Source organism: Bradyrhizobium sp. CCBAU 51765 (assembly GCF_015291725.1).
GTDB lineage: Bacteria > Pseudomonadota > Alphaproteobacteria > Rhizobiales > Xanthobacteraceae > Bradyrhizobium > Bradyrhizobium liaoningense.
This window is the reverse complement of record NZ_CP030038.1, coordinates 1780760-1799424: the sequence shown is the minus strand read 5'-3', so window position 1 is coordinate 1799424 and position 18665 is coordinate 1780760. Positions and strand designations below refer to the sequence as shown.

Sequence of the window (18665 nt, the reverse complement as noted above, 5' to 3'; positions counted from 1 at the left end):
TCTGCGTCGCACCGAGCGCGCGCCGAGTGCAGCAATCCCGCGCCTCGCCAGCGCCCCTGCCTCACCATAGGGGCATGTGATGCCCAGCTCATGAGAATCCGATGCGGATAGTCATGGACGGATGTGCGGTCGGGTAATAGCGGCGGCCTTTTTCGACGCCGTTCAGCAACCGCGGCCGCGTCCCGCCCTCGTGCATGGTCAGCGCCAAGGCGACGCAGAACTGCACCAGTTCCAGACATGCCAGGTAGTAGCCGATGCAGACGTGTGGGCCGGTCCCGAACTGCAGCATGTCCACCGGCCGGATAGGCTCGGTGCGTTCCAGCCACCGCGCCAGGCGAAACTGATGAGGCGCCTCGTACAGCAGCGCCGAGGTCGAGAAATGCAGCACCGGGATGCATAGATCGGTGCCCGCGGGAATGCGCCGTTGGCCGAGTCGCAATTCACGCACTGCGCGACGCACCAGGAGCGGCGTCGGCGGATGCATGCGCAGCGTCTCGCGGAACAGCGCTTCGGCGACCGGACACTGCGCCAAGTCCGCGTGCCGGGTCGGCACCGCGCCCACCCGTTGCGCCTCCTCGACCAGAGCGTCCCACAGCCCAGGCTGCCGTGCCAGCTCGATTACTATCCAGGCCATAGTCGACGCCGTGGTGTCGTGACCACCGAGCAGCAGCAAGCGGATATTGGCGACTAGGACCTCATCGGAGAGCGCATCGTCGCTCCGGTCGAAGGCGCTCACCATGTCGTTGATCAACCCGGTGGGCGCGGCATGTTCGCGCGCGTCGCGAACGAACTCGCGCAACCGCGCATCGATCCAGTCTCGGGCGGCCCGACCGCGCCGCAAGGGCAGTCCGGGCAGGTCGACCGGGGGCGCGACGATCAACTGCAGAAGTTGCCGGTACTTGCGACGCCATTCCGGCAGGTCCTGCGCGGGGATTCCCATGAGGCTGAAGATGAGTTTGAGCATTAGATCGCCGGTTTCGCGCAGGATGGTTACGTCGCCCCGGTCGCGCCACCTCTGCACCCGCGCCCGGATGACGGGCGCGAACAGCTCGCCGATGCCCGCCTGGGTCAGCGCCGTGGGCAGGAACGCCGCCTGGATCGCGCCGCGCGCCTGCCGGTGCGCGCCGCCGTCCTGGGCGACCAACGTTCCACCGAACAATTCGGGCGCGATATCTTCGATCAGCGCCGAGGACACATCCTTGTGGCGGAGCAGTGCGATCGCATCCGGATCCAGACAGGTCACCATGTGTCCGGCCGGGCCGAAGTCCAGCCAGAAGTGGCTGCCCAGCGTCCGTTCCGCACGCCGCAGCAGGCGCGGCAGGTCGCAGACGATAGCGGGAAGGTGCCCGACCAAGGGGAAAGCGCCGGGCACGACCGGGATGTCGTGCCGCAGCCGATCTCGACGGTTCAGCGGGTTGAGCAGCATGTCCATCACCAGCGCGGCGACGCAGCCGCTTCGGCGGTCTCGCCGGAAGGCGGCGCGGCGCGGCTGTTTCCACCGTCGGCGTACGTCGGCACATGCGCCAGCATGCCGCCATCGATGCACACCACTTGGCCGGTGATGAACGCAGCATCGTCAGAGAGTAGGAACGCCACCAGCGCGGCCACGTCCTCGGGGCGGCCGACGCGCGGCAGGAGCTGGTGCCGGCGCAGATGCCGTTGCATGCACTCGTCCAGCTTGGCCAGGAGACGCTCGGTCATGATGAGACCCGGCGCAACCGCGTTGCAGCGGATCTTCGCATGACCGTACTGGGTGGCGAGCGAGGCCGATAGCATGTTCATCGCCGCCTTCGATGCGGCGTAGGACGTCAGCGTGGTGTCACCGCTGAGCCCCTGGCACGACGACATGTTGACAATCGCGCCACCGCCGCGGGCGATCATCCCAGGGATGGCCCGCCGGCAGCAGAGCAATGTGCCGCGCAGATTGGTTGCCATGGTCTCATCCCAGACCGCCAGGTCCAGGTCGAGGATCGCGCGGTCGCGCGGAGTCAGATGCATGGCGCCCGCATTGTTCACCAGGAGATCGACCGCACTGAAGTGCCGCTCCGCCGCATCGAACAGCGCTGCCACAGCCTGCGCCTCGGCAATGTTGATGGCCAGAGCCAGCGCGTGGCCCGCCTCGGCCGCGATTTGGGCGGTACAAGCCGTGGCCGCCGAACCATCGATGTCGGCGACCACCACTTTGCCGCCCTCGCGCGCGATTGCGAGGGCGCATGCCTTGCCGATCCCGGCGCCGGCGCCGGTCACCACGGCCACCTTGCCTTCAAACCGTCCCATCGTGTCCTCTTGGATTGCGTTGGTCTCTCGCGGCATGCCGCTCCGCGTCCGCTGGAGAAGGCGCACTGTCGGCGCTGGCGCGCTCCTCACGGCTAGCTTCGCTTCTGATGACCCGAATGGCGGCGACCGGGCACTGGCTGGCTGCGAGACGCACGGCCGCGTGCAGCGCCTGCGGAACTGTCGCCCCGCACACTTCGGCCACGCCGTCCGATTCGCGCTGGCGAAAAATACCCGGTAGCGTCAGCGCGCACTGTCCGCTGGTTCCGCACAGATCCTGGTCGACTAAGACTCGCATCGCAGCCCCTGCGCACGCAGCCGCACCGGCAGCGCGGTGAACGTCCTTAGGAATGCGGAGGGCTCCCGGGTCGGCAGCTCGGCCAATGCCAGCGTGGGGAAGCGCGCCTGAATCCGCGGCAAACTTTCGGCCAACTGCACCCGGGCCAGTTGCGCACCGAGGCAGAAGTGGATGCCGTGGCCGAAGCTCAGCATGATCTTCCCGTTGGTCGACATGCCGGGACTAGTGCCGTAGAACCGGGAAGGATCGAAGCGGTCGGGATCGGCGAAGGCGTCGGAATCGCGATTCCCAGACGCGATCAGCACGCGTACGTCCGCGTTCTTCGGGATCACCACCCCGCCTAATTCGATGTCGTGCTGGGCGATACGCGGAATGGAGCTGAACATGGCGGGCGCGTCGCAACGCAGGACCTCTTCGACGAATGCCTTCACCCGCATGGCGTCTCCCTGCAGCCAGTGCCGCTGTTCGGGATAGGCCAGCATCGCCAGGACCGCATGGTCGATGGTCGCAGCAGTGGTGACGAAGCCACCCAGCAGCATGCCCCACAACATGCTGATCAACTCCGCATCTGAAAGCGTGTCGGCATCATCGTCGTGTGCGAGGACCAACATCGACACGATGTCGTGGCACGGATCGGTGCGCTTACGCTGTATGAGAGCGCCGAAGTAGGCCTTCACTTTGGCACTGGCCGCGTCCGCCGCGGCGAGCCGGGAATCGCTGGCGTGTGGGCTCAGGCCCTCCAAAATGGCGCCGTTGCCCGCGGCGAGCCCGAACATGTCGTCCTGGGGCATGCCGAACAGTTCGGCGAAGACCAGTATGGGCAAGGCCAGCGCGAATTCCCGATGCAGGTCCACGGCCTCCCCGCGCTCCAGCGCGGGCGTCATGCCGTCCAGCCGCGCTTCGACGATCCGCGCGATGCTCGGCCGCAGGTTGTCGATCTGGCCCATGGTGAAATCGCGCGAGATCAGCCGCCGCAGACGCGTATGCGTCGGTGGGTCCTTCATCGCTAGCGTGGAGGCCAGCAGATTGAGCGACAGGCTGGTCGCCGCATGCGGAAAATAGCGCGCCAGTTCGCCCGGCGGCGGTCCCCGAAACGCATCGCCCGTGGCCTTGAGGGCCCAGCAGATGTCGGCGTGGCGGCTCAACAGAAAAAGGCCCGACGCCGCGCGATGCACCGGGTCGTGCTCGCGCAACCACCGCATGAACGGATACGGGTCGTGGATCCACGCTGGCGACGCCAGTTCGGCGAACGCGTCCCGGCATGCTGCCGTGGTTTCTTGCACGTCCATCTTCGTTACCTGTTGGCTGGCTGATCTGAGCGATGCAGGCAGGTGCGCCGGCAAACCGCGGACACGATTGCGTCCCCAGCGGCGTCCGCACATCACCAGAAAACCGGGAACTCCTCGAACCCGCCAGTGATGATCTCCTTGCGCAACTTCAATTGTTCGGGCGCGACGGCCAAGCGCAGCGCGGGAAAGCGCTTGAAGATCGAACCGAACACCGCCTTGAGTTCCAGCCTGGCCAGCTCTCCGCCGATACAGGAGTGCGGACCGTAAGAGAACGCCAGGTGCGGCTTTTCCTGGCGCCCGATGTCGAAGATTTCCGGCGCGTCGAAATGGCGAGGATCGAACGACGTTGCCGGCAGGCCGACCAGCACCTTGCTCTCGGCGGGAATATGCACGCCCGCGATGGTCACGTCGGTTTTCGGATAGCGCATGATGCCGTCCCAGCCCGCGCCCGGCGGATACATGCGCAGGATTTCCTCCACGGCCTTGTCCACCAGGGATGGATCGCCGACCAGGCGTTCGCGCTGTTGCGGATGGCGGAACATGGCCAGCAGGCCGCATTCGATCTGCGCGACGGTGCTCTCGTGCCCCGCCACTAGCATGCCTGCCGCCAGGCCGATTGCTTCTTCCTCGGTCGCCTTGCCCTGGTCGACCGCCGCGAGCAGATCCGTCAGCAGGTTGTCGCCCGGATTCTGGCGCTTGTCCCGCATCTTGTCGCGAATGTAGGCGCGCAGTTCTTCCCAGGCCAAGCGCGACGCCCTGCGCGGGCCGCTTTCATGCTGGTGCGTCATCACCTCGTCGGACAGCCGAGCGAAAAAGGCGTGATCCTCATAGAGCAGGCCCATCAGGGCGCTGATGACCATCGCCGGAAGCGGAAACGAGAGGTGGCGCCGCAAGTCGGCGGGCTGGCGCTGGGCCGCCAGGTTCTCGAACAACTGCGCAGCGATCGCCTCGACATGCGGCGTCAGCAGCTTCACCCTGCGGCTGCTGAAGGCCGGCGCGACGAGCGTGCGTAACCGGACATGGTCGCCCCCCTCGTGCGACACGAGCCACCCCGGCGAACCAAGAATCACCGAATCCGGGGTGAACGCCGTCGGCGGCATTCCCGCCGGCCGGAACGCCGCGTCCGACAGCGCCGCCTTGGCCTCGTCGTAGCCTGTCACCCACCAGCCTTCGTGCCCAGACGGGAAACGCACGCGGTGTATCGGACCGTTGGCGCGCAGCGCCAACATCTCGGGCGAGGGCTCGATGTGATCGACGCGCCACATCGGCAGCATCGGCAGGGGTTGTTCGGACACGGTAGCACTTCACTCTCTAAGCGATGGAGGGGCGCAAGGCGCCCACAGGCGCTGCGGTCACCGACTTTACGTGCGCTTGCGTTCACTTCTGTTGGTCGATGATGCGGCGGGGAAGGCAACCGAACCGTAGGGCGTCAAGTTGGCTTTAGCCAGCTACCGAATCTTGTAGTAGCCTCCTAGGCTAAGCGCCTGGTGCCGCAAAACATATGCGGAAACTCTGTCGCCATGCGCTACCATACGGAAACCTATTTTAGATGGGTATCCGCCTATGTTGGTTGGCCTCATGCGCGTCTCAGAACACGGGCCTGCAGCGGGATGCGCTGCTCGGCTCGCCATCGTGACCTCGCTCGAAGGACAATTGGGTGCGTTCCACTCGCTGACCGAGAACCTGCACACGGCGATGCCCTCGGGCGAATTCCTGTTCCGGGGGCGCCGCGCTCGCGCAGAGCGCGCTTTAATCTAGGACCATGTTGCAAGCCACTTGCGCACGTTCGCGTTGGCACCATTGCCAAACTCAAGAACCGCGTTCTCGTCGATGAAATACGCGGTTGCGGAATCCGGCGCGGCGCAACCTCGCCCGCCTCGGCTTCATCATCGAACCCGAGGCCGGCTAGCTCTGCCAGCGCCCGCTTCCGCGGGAGATAGGGGCACCCTCGCTACGGCGTATTCGGTCGCGGCCTCAACCTGATCGCGCGTCAGCGATGGAATCGACAATCTCCTCGGCCGATTGCCCTCGGGCGAGGCGTCCATAGACGGGAACTCTCGTGTTTAATGACCGGTTGGTTGCGATCACCTTCGACTTCTACCCACCGACGCGTTCAGACGATGAAGACGGCTTTAGAGCTCGGTGTCGATCTTGCCAAGATCAAGGACTGGTTCGCCTAACCCGACTCGGTACGGGTCGAGGGACAGCCGCCGGATCGCTTCATACAGGCGAGCCGGGGTACGAGCTCTGAAGGTCCATGGATGCCTGGCTCAGCCCGCAGGAAAATAGCTACGGAAACACCAACCCAACGGCAGCTTCACGCACTGAAGCGGCTGAGTGGAATTGCCCGTGTCCCAAATAAATCCGAAGCCGTCACGTCGAAAGAGGAAGCGGAGAAGCTCTACGGGAGCGACTAAAACTGGCAGTTTTCTCGCATATCGACTTGCGTCTATCTCGACGACCTGCAACGGAGAGCCTTCATGTACATACCAACCCACTTTCGAGATGACGACATCGAGAATATTCGAGCGACAATCCACTGCGCCCGATTGGCCAACCTAGTCACAGCGACATCAGATGGGCCACTTGCGACGCCTCTTCCGCTCTTCCTCGACGAGAGCGAAGGCGAACACGGCGCACTATACGGGCACTTGGCGAAGGGCAATCCGCAATGGCGCACGGCCCCGATCGGAGAAGCTCTGGCAATCTTTACTGGCGCAGAGGCTTATGTGACGCCATCCTGGTATCCTAGCAAGCGACAAGCTGAACATGTGGTTCCGACATGGAATTACATCGCGGTCCACGCCCATGGGCCGATTGAGTTCTTCGAGGATCCCACTCGCCTGCTTGAGGTTGTGACGCGTCTGACGAATATCCATGAGACATCACGTGCGACGCCCTGGGCCGTCAGCGATGCCCCGGCGGATTTCATCGGCGCCCAGTTGCGTGAAATCGTCGGCGTGCGCATCCCTATCACCATGGTCCAAGGCAAACGCAAGATGAGCCAAAACCGCCCCACGCCTGATCGCATTGGTATCGCCACCGGCCTAGCGGCGAGCAAACTGGCACGGGACCAGGAAGTTGCAGCTCTTATCTTGGTTCAGGACTGAGACGAAAATGTGCATGACCAGCAGCGCCGCAGCCATCTTACATCTACAGCTCTCACGAACCCCAGCGGTCGGGCCATCAATTAACTCGCGAAATTCACGAACGGAAACGTCAGCTCGGGCTTGCCGCACTATGCAGACACTTGTCCGTATTCTGACAGAGGCACAATCTGTGTCAGGTCCAGTACAACGCGCATAGTAAGCGTCCAGACTTTCGAAAGCCCATTCGACTCTGCGGCTCCCTGCGCCGCCCGGGATGGCCATTGCTCAAAACAAAGCAATCCAGAAAAGAGCCGCGGAGGCAGCAATGCTCACGCTCTGCAAACTCCATCTCGCCCCCCGGAAGCAATTACATTGTTGAACCAATTCGCGCACAAGTGACAACGACTTGGAATGGAGACTCACCTCAGCGAGTTGCGGGCCGCGCAACTCAGTCTAGGAGCATGAGCAAGCAAGAGCCGCGACGCTTGTATATGCAGGCCAATGATTTGTCCCCAGAAAGAACCGTCATCGTCATAGTGAGCGATATGCCAGTTGGGACGGAACTTGCCCGCAATCTCGGTCTCGTCAACGGATCAATCGTGGGATGATTTGTTTTCGAGGGGCGCTTCCGCGCGGCAGGGCCGGACTACATAATTCATGACCACCATAATCTATTGCCATTCAAGACCTGCCGTTTGCTCGCTCCTGGTGTCGCTTCGCGATTCGACATTCGAAGGGGTGGCTCGGTGAGCGAGTTCTTTCGTCACTCGGCCCAACCACTGGCTCAGTTCGAGTGACTCGTGCCAAATGCCACGATTCGTTTACTGCCCATGATCGAGTACATACTTGCGTTTTGCTTGGCACGATGCTTGCTGAAGATCATTTGTCCCAAGGGGTGAGGAAGAACTGCAAAGGCTTGGAAAAGCAAAGATGAGCACAAACGCTTTGATCGGAGGCGCCATTCCGAGCACCGATGTTGCGAAACGTGCAGCGCGCATCGGTGCCGAAGTCAAAAATATCAAGCTATCAGGCGACCTACCGGACCACACGATCGCCGCGATCAACAGCTTATTGCTCGAGCACAAGGTGATCTTCTTCCGCAATCAAGGACATCTCAATGACGCTGAGCATGAGCGCTTTGCCGCTCGTCTCGGAAAGCTAGTGCCACATCCGATGCTCGGTGCTACCAAAGGGATGGCGTCGCTCCTCGAACTGGACTCCACTCGCGGCGGCGGTCGTGCCGACGTTTGGCATGCGGATGGGACCTTCGCCGACGCCTATCCCAAGATTTTGGTCCTGCGGGCCGTTGTAATGCCAATGTTCGGAGGCGACACCGTATGGTCGAACACAGCTGCCGCTTATCTTGGTCTGCCGCCGCCGCTACAACGGCTTGCCGAGGCCCTATGGGCCGTTCACAGCAACGTCTTCGATTACGCCGGGATCGCGCGGGTCCGTGAGGTCGACAAGAAACATTTTGACGAGGTGTTCACCAGAACGGTTTTTGAGACCGAGCATCCCGTCGTACGCGTCCATCCCGAAACGGGCGAGCGGACGCTAGTGCTCGGCGCCTTGGTGAAGCACTTTATTGGAATCCGCAAATACGACGGACAAAAGCTATTCGATCTGCTCCAGTCTCACATCACCGCGCCCGAAAACACTGTGCGTTGGAATTGGTTAGAGGGCGATATTGCGCTGTGGGATAACCGCGCAACGCAGCATTACGCGGTCAACGATTACGGGGACCAGCATCGCGTCGTACGTCGGGCCACGATCGAGGGTGACGTGCCTGTCAGTGTCGATGGCCGGAGCAGTGTAACGCGAAAGATGACCGAATAACTGCACGTCGACGCCCCCGCGCCCCGCGCTGAAAACTGGGAGAAATTGGCAATCGGAGCTGTTTCGGGGCAAACTCGAAAGCACTTTGCGACGCCATATCTCAGCTCTTGATGCCAACTCGGCAACGTTTCGCTGTGCTGGCAACTATTTAGCGTGGGCAACGGCTTCGAGGAAACCACGAGCATCACTGTCCTTCGCCGGTGGCCGGTACGTGGCCTTCACGTTTCAGTTTAGAAAATTCTCGGTCAGTGGCCATAAAGCGCGCCAACATTGGGGCGATGAGTTTAGTTGGATCGACCAGTTGACCACATTGACGCGTAAGCACTTCTGCATATGCAATGAGATCACGATGCACGGCCGCGGGCAGCTCCGCACTCACTTTGACCGGCTTGTCGTCTGGAAGCTCTCCTATTCTAAGCTTGGGCATCCCTATCCTCCATATGGCGCAAGTATGAGGTCGCGATTGACGAGAACACGAACCGGGAAACCAGGTCGCACGGTCAGCGTGGGCTGGATGTTGAGACTGCGCCGAACTACCTGCTGTCCGGTCTGGTTCAGTGAGTCCGAGGCGCCGTGCCGCAATGCTTGGATGATTGCGCTGTCGTTGCTGTTGGTATCAGAGCCGGCTCCCAGTTCGGTCCCGACCGCCAGAAACGTGGACAGTGCCGCAGCCTTAAACAGCTCACCCCAGTGATTGTCGACCTGGTCTTCGAGGCCTGCATATCCTGCGGCATCAGCGCCAGGCTGCCGCTCGAGAACGATAGAACGTCCATTCGGCATGATCAACCGGGTCCAGACGAGCAGGACACGGGACTGGCCGAAAGCGACCTGGCTATCGTAGACCCCGATCAGACGCGCTCCCTGGGGCACAAGCAGAAAGCGGCCGGTCGGTGAGTCAAAAAGGTTCTCCATGACCTGCGCGGTCACTTGGCCTGGAAGGTCCGATCGGATCCCGGTGATAAGCGCCCCTGAAATCACCGTCCCAGCCTGCACGATGTATGGTGAAGAGGGTTTGGCAATACGGTCAGGGCTTACCGCTCGGCGGTCCACAGAGGCGTTCACGAAGGCAAGCTTGCGGTCCTGGCCGTTCTGCGCAGATCCATCATCGCCAGTGCTCGTTGCATTCGGTGGCGTGACTCGGTCGTTTTCAACCGCCGCAGCGGGCGGACGCGCTCCGCCATTGATCGCAGCGAACAAATGGCTGGTGCGGGCTGCCTCGGTCTCTTGTTCCCGGCGCTGCTGCTCCGGATCGGCGCCGATCGCCGGTGACTGGCCCTGAGCGGCAAGGATCGGCCGACCAAGGTCGCCGGGGAGCGGCGGACCAAGCTGCGGGATTGGCTGGCGCGGAACGCCGGCATAGTCCTTCGGCAGCATCGTAATTCCGTCGGCAACATTGTGATGGTCGGTACTGTAAAGCTCATCGGCCGCTTGATTGCGTGGATGATTGCTCTGCAGCGACCACAGCACCGCTCCGCCGATGACAAGTAATGCAACTGCGCTCCCGCCGGCCAGGATCTTCCGCGACAATCGCGTCACGCGCGGATGCTCTGCTCTCAAGCGGAAGCTCCTGGACTGATCCTCTTGTGTCTCAGGCGGAGCGGCTTGTTCCTGATCGTTTCCATTCCGGGTGTTCATGACGACGGCCTCCCGTCGGTCCGAACAATGCGGACCTTCTGCTGGTGCTCGCCGCCAAGCCGCAGTTCCGCGGCAGCAAATAGCCGATCGACGATCAATACGTTGCCGTAAGCGCGGTAGTTGACGAGTTCAGTCTTGCCGTCTGGACCGATGGCGAAGAGCGGAGGCATCTCGCCCTGCACGATGCCTTGCGGGAATTCGACATAGACCTTGCGGCCATCGTCATATGCGGCGAGCGGCCGCCAGGGAGGACTGTCGCCTTCGATGGCATAGCGGGAGATTCGCTGCGCCGGATCCGGAAGGACGGGCTTCAGAGCAGCTGAACGCGACCGTTCGCGTACCGTCTCAGGATAGTACCAGGCAACGGATGGCATGTATGGCCGCTCGCGGGAGCGTAGCTCGATCAGGTAGGTGCGCCGGTCAGTATTGACCACCAGGTTGGTCTCGATCGAAGCTCGGGTCGGCTTGACCAGGATGTGGACACGCCGTGTGTCCCCGCTCCCGCTCTCGGTATCGCCCACGACCCAGCGTACGGTATCTCCGGCCGCGATCGGCCCTGATCCCGTCAACTGTTCTCCCTCCTCGAGCGCGATATCCGTGATCTGCCCCGGCGCGGCGTAAATCTGATAGAGCGCGCCGGGACTGTAGGCGTAGATTTGCGCCGCGTTGAAATAGCCCCGCTTGCGCGGTTCGACCCGGGCTGCGCTATTTGCTGTCTCAACCCGGCTCACGGGTTCAGCATCTTCCTTCTCTCCCGACTTGCCGCCGAGAGCGGGCTTCCAGAGGGGTGGAACGTGAAGCGATCGCGATCTGTCGTTGACAGCCACCGGCGTCGCCGATAGCGGAGGCACTTCGGTGTCATAGCTGATCTCCGGCGGAATGTAGGTCGCGCACCCACCGAGCGCCGACGGACAAAGCAGAATAGCGGACAGAACTGCACGCTTCGAGTTCACGAACACGGTCCAAGCCGAATTGAGCTTGCTGCGCTTCGAATTGACGTCAAATTGCGTCTTGGTCACTGACTCAACTCCTTTGACCAGTTGATCGCGCGGACGTAAACGCCAAGCGGATTCTTGCGCAGGCGTTCGGCGTCGCGGGGCGTCTCGATGACGATCGAGAGAATTGCAGTCCAGCGCTCAGTCGAGCTCAACGAACCGTTGTCGTAGGTGCGCTGGGTCCAAGCCGCCCGAAAGCTCTCCGAAGAGGCGCGAATGACGCTCGAGACCTCGACGGAGATTTGTGCCTTACCCAGCTTTGCGAACGGGTCGTTGTTGCGCGCGAAGTCGTTGAGCGCAGCCGCGCCGCGATCGGTTGTAAAATCATAGGCCCGAAGCCAGTTTTGGCGCAGAACGATTCCGTCGGCAGGTAGGCTCCTGACATCCTCGATAAAGCGCGCCAGATGGTAGGCAATCTGCGCATCAGTCGGCTGATAGTCGATGTTAGCTGGCGCAACCCTTTGGGCCTTTCCAAGATGATCGACCTCAACCACCCACGGCGTGATCGAGCCTTGATTTGATTGCCAGACAAGTCCACCCGCGAGACCGACTGAAAGCATCAAGCAACCGAATGCCATCAGGCGCCAGTTCTTCGCTTGCACTCGCGCCGATCCGATGCGTTCGTCCCAAACCTGAGCTGCCTTTTGATAAGGCGTAGTCGGCTCGGGCATTCGCCCGTAGTGTACTGATGATCGTTTGAACATCGATGGTTGCCCCTGGTATCGAGTGATCGGTTTCAAGTCGTGCGGTGGCTCGGATTTTGAGGCGCTGTAGGGTGAGGTGTCAGCGCTCTCCTTCAGACAAATCGACGGATGAGCCGCTGCCACTATGATCGCCTGAGCGGACCGCTTGGCCGGCTGTTGATGCACCGTGCCGAATAGTCTCGGCACGCTTCATGCGTCGCGCCCAATCGGGTTGCCCTTCGGCCGAAGTGCTCGCGGCCGACGCACCGGTTTCCCCACCTCCGCCGAGTGCGGCGGCTGCACGACGCAACGGGCTCATGGCAGCCGAGGCGCCAGCCTCGGCAACGCCAGCAATGCCTCCGCTTCGATAGGCGGCGGACGCTCCGCTCCAGACGGCGCCCCCGCCGCGCGCGGCCCCAGCAATTGCGGCGCCAGCGAGACCAACACCGCCGGCGGCAAGACCCGCGCCCGCCGCAACAATGCCACCGGCAGCAAGGCCCGTTCCAACCGCGGCACCGGCACCGAGCTGAGGTCCGCCCGACACCAGGCCGTTTGCAATACCCGGACCGAAGATACCGAGGCCCAGCAAGGAGAGCGCCGCGAGCACCAGTGTCATCGCGTCCTCGATGGTTGGCTGATTGCCGCCAAAGCCAGCGGTGAACTGCGAGAACAGGGTCGATCCGATCCCGACGATGACGGCCAGGACCAAGACTTTGATTCCGGAGGATATGACATTGCCCAGGACCCGCTCTGCTGCGAAGGCGGTCTTGCCAAACAAGCCAAACGGAATGAGCACGAAGCCGGCAAGCGTCGTGAGCTTGAACTCGATCAGGGTGACAAAGAGCTGGATCGCCAGAATGAAGAAGGCGAGCAACACCACGACCCAGGCGAACAGGAGAACGACGATCTGGACGAAATTCTCGAAGAAGCTGATGTAGCCCATCAGGTTGGAGATCGAGTCGAGGAGCGGACGGCCGGCGTCGAGTCCGACTTGAGCGATCTTTCCCGGCCGCAGGAAGTCCGACGCGGAGAGACTTGTGCCAGATGCCTTCAAGCCAAGACCGGCAAAGCTCTCGAAGACGATGCGCGCCAAGCTGTTCCAGTTGCCGATGAGGTAGGCAAAGACGCCCACGAAGAGCGTCTTCTTGACGAGACGGGCGATGATATCCTCGTCCGGCCCCCAACTCCAGAACAACGCAGCAAGCGTAATGTCGATCGCGGCAAGAGTCGTGGCGAGATATCCGACGTCACTTCGCAGCAGCCCGAAGCCGTTATCGATATAACGCGTGAACGTTTCCAAGAACTGGTCGATGATCCCCGTACCCGTCATGGCTTGCTCGCCTCGGGCGTCACCGGTTGCGGATATCCTTGCGGGATCCGGCTCTGGTCTTTTGGGGCGGGCGCCAACGTTACGGGCGGTTCCTCTTGGCCTGGAACAGCGGCACCGGCTTTCTTGCCCAAGAAGCGTCGCCGGTTTTCGGCCCAAACGCCCTTACATTGCCGATAATCCGCTGTTTCTTCCGGAGTGACGCCGCGGCAGCGCGCGAGGTCTGAGCTGGTTGCATCGGTCGTCTGCTCCGCCTTCGGTGTCGGCGGAGAATTGTCTCCGCCACGCAGATGAATCGTGCAGGCAGCGACGGCTACTAGGCCGATTGTCGTAAGCAGCGACAAAGCCTTGAATGCCTTTAAGTCGGTCATTAGTGGAACATCTGCACGTTGGATGATTGATAGCCCTGCCCAGGTGTCAGGAAGCGCCGAAGTTGTTCTCGTCCCTGATCCTGGGCCGAGGCGCGCTGAGCTGATTCAAGACTCTGCGCCCGGCCTTGCGCCGTCACGACAGCGGTGAGGTCGGCGAGCTGCTGCGCGTTCAGCGCAAGGATCTGATTGCCAGCTTGCGTTGCCTGCAGAGCGCCGCTAGCGCCTTGGCTTGACGTTACGAGCGCGGACGTCTGGATGCGGTTAGTGTCGAGATTGTCAACGATGCCGGCTTGGACGCGAAGCGCGTCTTGTGTTGCCGCGTAAGTATTTTGCCACCGCGATTGAGCGTTGGTGACGAGCAACTGGCTGGATTGGTTTCCAGCGGCCGGCGCGTAGTTCGTCGAGAACGCGCGATCGATCTGCTGGACGTCGTAGGCAATGCGCTGCGCCTGGCCCAGTAATTGCTGGGTCCGCTGAATCGAGGATTGCAGTTGCTGCAACGATGAATACGGAAGGTTTGCCAGGTTCTTCGCCTGATTGATGAGCATCTGCGCCTCGTTCTGCAACGAGATGATCTGATTGTTGATCTGCTGGAGCTCCCGCGCGGCGGTCAGGACGTTCTGAACATAGTTGTTGGGATCGAAGACAATCAGCGCCCGTGCGGGCACCGCGACGCCAAGCACTAGCGCGACAGTGCCAGCGGCCGCCAACAGACCAAGACGCTTCATAGCGGTTTCTCCAGATTGACGAGATTGGGGATCAGGTCGAGGGCCCAGGCGACGCCACGGTGCTGGAGCCAGGCGGGCACGAAGCCGTCGGCTCCATGTTCGGCGATGAGTTGCGTGATGACAGCCTGGTCTGTCTTGGAAGAGGCTGCGGTAAATGTGAGCGCAATCTCGCCAAGACCAAGTTCGAACATCCGGTTGCCGCGACGAGACTGGCAATAGTAGTCGCGCTTTGGCGTTGCCCGGCTCAGAAGCTCGATCTGGCGGTCATTGAGGCCGAAGCGGCGGTAGATGGCAGTGATCTGCGGCTCGATCGCCCGTTCGTTCGGCAGCAACAATCGCGTTGGGCAGCTTTCGATGATGGCCGGCGCGATCGCAGATCCATCAATGTCCGAAAGCGACTGGGTGGCGAAGATAACGGACGCGTTCTTTTTCCGAAGCGTCTTCAGCCATTCCCGGAGTTGCCCTGCAAAATCCTCGTCATCGAGGGCAAGCCAGCCTTCGTCGACAATCAGGAGTGTTGGCCGGCCGTCGAGACGATCACCAATGCGATGGAAGAGGTACCCCAGCACGGCCGGCGCAGCACTCGTTCCGATCAAGCCTTCGGTCTCGAATGCCTGCACCGAGGCCTCGCCAAGGCGCTCGAATTCAGCATCGAGCAAGCGCCCGGATGGACCGCCGAGGCAATAAGGTTGCAAGGCGCGTTTCAGGGAGTTCGATTGCAGCAGAACCGACAGGCCCGTGAGGGTGCGCTCCTCCCTCGGCGCCGAGGCAAGAGACGTCAGCGCCGACCACAGGTGATCCTTGACCTCCGGGGTGATCTCAAGCTTTTCTCGCGCCAGGATCGCGCCGATCCATTCCGTCGCCCACCCCCGCTCGACGGAATCGTCGATCCAGGCCAGCGGTTGCAGGGCGACGGGGTTCTCGTCTCCGGCAGACAGCGCACCGCCGAGATCATGCCAGTCGCCATTCATGGCGAGCGCGGCCGCCCGGATTGAACCGCCGAAGTCAAACGCAAAAACCTGAGAGTTCGGATAGCGGCGGAACTGTAGCGCCATCAGCGCGAGTAGCACTGACTTGCCAGCGCCTGTCGGCCCCACCACGAGGGTATGACCGACATCGCCGACGTGGAGTGAGAATCGGAACGGCGTTGATCCCTCGGTCTTGCCGAACAGAAGCGGCGGACCCTTGAAGTGCAGATCCCTCGCCTCGCCGGCCCACACGGCCGACATCGGAATCATATGGGCGAGGTTGAGGGTCGATACCGGCGGCTGCCGCACATTGGCGTAGACGTGCCCGGGCAGACTGCCGAGCCACGCTTCAACGGCGTTCACCGTCTCGATCATACAGGTGAAATCGCGGCCCTGGATGACCTTCTCGACCAACCTCAGCTTTTCGTCGGCAGCATTGGGATCGCGATCCCAGACGGTAATTGTTGCAGTGACAAAGGCTTGCCCGATCTGATCCGACCCCAGTTCCTGCAAAGCCGCGTCGGCATCTATTGCCTTGTTGTGGGCGTCGGTATCGAGCAGCGTCGACGCCTCGTTCGTCATGACCTCCTTGAGAATGGCGCCAATCGACTTTCGCTTGGCGAACCACTGCCGTCGAATCTTGGTCAGAAGCTTGGTGGCATCGATCTTGTCGAGCATGATTGCCCGGGTCGACCACCGATACGAGAATGGCAGACGATTCAGGTCGTCCAGGATCCCCGGGGTCGTAGCGCCCGGAAAGCCGACAATCGTCAGGACCCGAAGATTGGCTGAGCCCAACATTGGCTCTAGCCCGCCGGTCAACGGCTGGTCGGCCAAGAGCGCATCGATGTACATGGGAATTTCGGGCACCCGAACGCGGTGACGCTTGGTCGAGATCGTCGAGTGCAGGTAGGTCAGTGTGTCCTGATCGTCGAGCCAGGCGCATTCGGGCATGAAGCCTTCGACGAGTTGCAGTACGCGGTTGGTTTGATCGACAAACCCGCGCAGCACCTCGTGCGCGTCGGCTCCAACGCTCCGATCGCGTCCCTCATAGAGTAGTCGCTCCGCCCTGGCGGCCCCCTCCTCGGGGGGCAGGTAAAGAAAGGTGAGGAAGTAACTGGATTCATAGTGAGCGTCCGCCTCTTCAAACTGAGCTCGGCGCTCAGCGTCGACCAGTGCGGACGCGACATCCGGAAAGGTGTTCGGCGGATAAGCACCCGCAAAATGGCGTTGCGCCTCAACGAAGACTGCCCAACCAGATCCCAGGCGGCGCAGGGCGTTATTCAGGCGACCCGCGACGGCGACGAGTTCAGCCGGCACTGCGCTATCCAGGTCAGGTCCCCGGAACTTCGCCGTCCGTTGGAACGAGCCGTCCTTGTTCAGGATGATCCCCTCGTCGACCAAGGCGGCCCACGGCAGGAAGTCGGCAAGACGCGCGTTGGAATGGCGGTATTCGGCAAGGTTCATCATATTATCGAGCTCAGGTGTTGAGATGGCCGGGAATACGCAGATGTCGGCGCACGACGTCGACAAAGGCTGGATCGCGCTTGGCGGCCCAGACGGCGGCCATGTGGCCGATGAACCAGAGGACAAGACCCGCGATCCAGAGCCGCAATCCCAGCCCAAGGGCTGCCGCAAGCGTGCCGTTCACGATCGCAACCGACCGCGGCGCGCCGCCCATCAGAATTGGCTCGGTGAGCGCGCGGTGAACGGGCACGACAAAGCCTGTGACCAGTTCATCCATCAGATCACCACGCCGCCGCCGAAGGAGAAGAACGACAGGAAGAAGCTCGAGGCGGCAAATGCGATCGACAGACCGAACACGATCTGGATCAGCCTGCGGAAACCACCTGACGAGTCACCGAACGCGAGCGTGAGCCCGGTCACGACGATGATGATGACGGCGATGATCTTCGCGACCGGGCCTTCGACCGACTGCAAGATCTGATTAAGTGGCTGCTCCCACGGCATGTTCGAGCCAGCCGCCCACGCCGGCGCCGACGCCAAAAGCACCGCGCCGAAGGCGGCCAACGATGCACCTCTAAAAAAGCGAAATTGCTGACGCATGTCAGTCTCCTGCTGATGAAAGGTTGTAGTCGCCGGTGGCACCAAGCCCCGTGACGAGGGCGAGCTCAGCGAGGCGACGGTCGGCGCCGCGCCCCGCAAGCACGGCAACGAGGTTGATGGTCTCGGCGATCAAGGCGCGCGGAACCGTGATGACGGCTTCCTGGATGAGTTGCTCGAGCCGCCGCAGCGCACCAAGCGCACTGCCCGCGTGAATGGTCCCAATGCCGCCGGGGTGGCCTGTGCCCCATGCCTTGAGTAGATCGAGCGCTTCGGCACCGCGAACTTCGCCGACCGGAATACGGTCTGGACGCAGTCGCAGCGAGGAGCGAACGAGGTCCGATAGCGTGGCCACGCCATCTTTGGTCCGCAAAGCCACGAGATTGGGCGCCTTGCATTGGAGTTCGCGTGTATCTTCGATCAGAACGACCCGATCGGAGGTCTTCGCCACCTCCGCCAAGAGGGCGTTCGTCAAGGTCGTCTTGCCGGTCGATGTCCCGCCGGCGACGAGGATGTTCTTCCGTGCGGCGACCGCGTTCTGCAGGATCTTGGCCTGCTCCGAGGTCAAGATCCCACTGCCGACGTAGTCGTCGAGCGTAAACACAGCGACTGCGGGCTTGCGGATCGCAAAGGCCGGTGCCGCAACGACCGGGGGCAACAGACCTTCGAAGCGCTCGCCGGTCCCAGGCAATTCGGCCGAAACCCGTGGGGAGCCGGCATGCACCTCAGCGCCGACATGATGCGCGACCAGGCGAACAATGCGCTCACCGTCCGCTGCGGAGAGCGTTTCGCCTGTGTCGATCAGGCCATTCGACAACCGGTCGATCCACAGCCGCCCATCTGGGTTGAGCATCACCTCGATGATCGCTTCATCTTCGAGGTAACTGGCAATCGCCGGGCTGAGCGCGCTGCGCAGCATTCGTGCGCCGCGCGAACTCGCTTCCGATTGAATCGTATGGATTGCCACCGTTCGCCCCCACCGAATGAGAGCGTCCACAGGCGCCCCTCAGATGGGAATGATTAAAAAAGGCACCAATGGACTTGGTGCAACAATGGCTTTCAGTGATCGTAGATTGGCGTAGTAAAAGAAAGACAGAGAACTGGTCTC

At 62.0% G+C, this 18665-nt stretch carries 18 protein-coding genes; 2 read left to right on the top strand and 16 right to left on the bottom strand.

From position 1 onward, the window contains the following. Positions 1-88: 88 nt before the first annotated feature. From XH96_RS08435 to XH96_RS08415, 5 genes are all read right to left on the bottom strand, one after another. Positions 89-1432: a cytochrome P450 gene (locus XH96_RS08435; RefSeq protein ID WP_194392100.1), complete on the bottom strand. Its 1344-nt coding sequence runs from the start codon at positions 1430-1432 to the stop codon at positions 89-91. Next, positions 1432-2277 carry an SDR family oxidoreductase gene (locus tag XH96_RS08430; RefSeq protein WP_092220485.1) on the bottom strand — a complete coding sequence of 282 codons (846 nt, stop codon included), beginning with the start codon at positions 2275-2277 and terminating at the stop codon, positions 1432-1434. Before XH96_RS08430 ends, XH96_RS08435 begins: the two co-directional genes overlap by 1 nt. Further along, positions 2264-2572: a ferredoxin gene (locus XH96_RS08425; RefSeq protein WP_092220483.1), complete on the bottom strand. Its 309-nt coding sequence runs from the start codon at positions 2570-2572 to the stop codon at positions 2264-2266. The genes XH96_RS08430 and XH96_RS08425 overlap by 14 nt, the downstream gene beginning before the upstream one ends. Continuing rightward, entirely contained in the window at positions 2560-3861 is a 1302-nt protein-coding gene (locus XH96_RS08420; protein WP_092220481.1) for a cytochrome P450, read from the bottom strand. Before XH96_RS08420 ends, XH96_RS08425 begins: the two co-directional genes overlap by 13 nt. A 92-nt stretch (positions 3862-3953) precedes the next feature. After that, positions 3954-5156 (bottom strand): cytochrome P450, encoded by a 1203-nt coding sequence (locus XH96_RS08415; protein ID WP_092220479.1) that lies wholly within the window; start codon positions 5154-5156, stop codon positions 3954-3956. Positions 5157-6341: 1185 nt separating this feature from the next. Between XH96_RS08415 and XH96_RS08410 the strand changes: the two genes are divergently transcribed. Together XH96_RS08410 and XH96_RS08405 are read left to right on the top strand one after the other, a co-directional pair. Next, positions 6342-6971 (top strand): FMN-binding negative transcriptional regulator, encoded by a 630-nt coding sequence (locus XH96_RS08410; protein WP_092220475.1) that lies wholly within the window; start codon positions 6342-6344, stop codon positions 6969-6971. A 909-nt stretch (positions 6972-7880) separates the two neighbouring features. Then, on the top strand, positions 7881-8786 hold the full coding sequence (locus tag XH96_RS08405) for a TauD/TfdA family dioxygenase (protein WP_092220473.1): 906 nt from the start codon (positions 7881-7883) through the stop codon (positions 8784-8786). Positions 8787-8970: 184 nt separating this feature from the next. Here XH96_RS08405 and XH96_RS08400 read toward each other — a convergent pair whose 3' ends face one another. From XH96_RS08400 to trbB, 11 genes are all read right to left on the bottom strand, one after another. Further along, positions 8971-9213 carry a DUF2274 domain-containing protein gene (locus XH96_RS08400; protein WP_092220472.1) on the bottom strand — a complete coding sequence of 81 codons (243 nt, stop codon included), beginning with the start codon at positions 9211-9213 and terminating at the stop codon, positions 8971-8973. Positions 9214-9215: 2 nt separating this feature from the next. Continuing rightward, on the bottom strand, positions 9216-10421 hold the full coding sequence (locus XH96_RS08395) for a TrbI/VirB10 family protein (protein ID WP_092220470.1): 1206 nt from the start codon (positions 10419-10421) through the stop codon (positions 9216-9218). After that, positions 10418-11440, bottom strand: coding sequence for a P-type conjugative transfer protein TrbG (gene trbG / locus XH96_RS08390; RefSeq protein ID WP_167381183.1), 1023 nt, complete (start codon positions 11438-11440; stop codon positions 10418-10420). Before trbG ends, XH96_RS08395 begins: the two co-directional genes overlap by 4 nt. Continuing rightward, positions 11437-12120 (bottom strand): conjugal transfer protein TrbF, encoded by a 684-nt coding sequence (gene trbF, locus XH96_RS08385; RefSeq protein ID WP_092220468.1) that lies wholly within the window; start codon positions 12118-12120, stop codon positions 11437-11439. The genes trbG and trbF overlap by 4 nt, the downstream gene beginning before the upstream one ends. Positions 12121-12199: 79 nt before the next feature. Next, complete coding sequence (gene trbL / locus XH96_RS08380) at positions 12200-13429, bottom strand: P-type conjugative transfer protein TrbL (protein WP_092220466.1); 1230 nt, start codon at positions 13427-13429, stop codon at positions 12200-12202. Beyond that, the gene (gene trbK-alt, locus XH96_RS08375; RefSeq protein ID WP_194392098.1) at positions 13426-13797 is read right to left on the bottom strand and encodes a putative entry exclusion protein TrbK-alt; all 372 of its coding nucleotides are present in this window, start codon (positions 13795-13797) and stop codon (positions 13426-13428) included. The genes trbL and trbK-alt overlap by 4 nt, the downstream gene beginning before the upstream one ends. After that, entirely contained in the window at positions 13797-14525 is a 729-nt protein-coding gene (gene trbJ / locus XH96_RS08370) for a P-type conjugative transfer protein TrbJ (protein WP_194392096.1), read from the bottom strand. The genes trbK-alt and trbJ overlap by 1 nt, the downstream gene beginning before the upstream one ends. Next, a complete protein-coding gene (gene trbE, locus XH96_RS08365; protein WP_194392094.1) occupies positions 14522-16963 on the bottom strand; it encodes a conjugal transfer protein TrbE in 2442 nt (813 codons plus the stop codon). The genes trbJ and trbE overlap by 4 nt, the downstream gene beginning before the upstream one ends. Positions 16964-16973: 10 nt before the next feature. Next, entirely contained in the window at positions 16974-17237 is a 264-nt protein-coding gene (locus tag XH96_RS08360) for a VirB3 family type IV secretion system protein (RefSeq protein ID WP_109144854.1), read from the bottom strand. Then, positions 17237-17560 carry a TrbC/VirB2 family protein gene (locus tag XH96_RS08355; protein WP_092220456.1) on the bottom strand — a complete coding sequence of 108 codons (324 nt, stop codon included), beginning with the start codon at positions 17558-17560 and terminating at the stop codon, positions 17237-17239. Before XH96_RS08355 ends, XH96_RS08360 begins: the two co-directional genes overlap by 1 nt. Before the next feature lies 1 nt (position 17561). Continuing rightward, entirely contained in the window at positions 17562-18476 is a 915-nt protein-coding gene (gene trbB / locus XH96_RS08350) for a P-type conjugative transfer ATPase TrbB (protein WP_194394073.1), read from the bottom strand. Positions 18477-18665 lie beyond the last annotated feature (189 nt).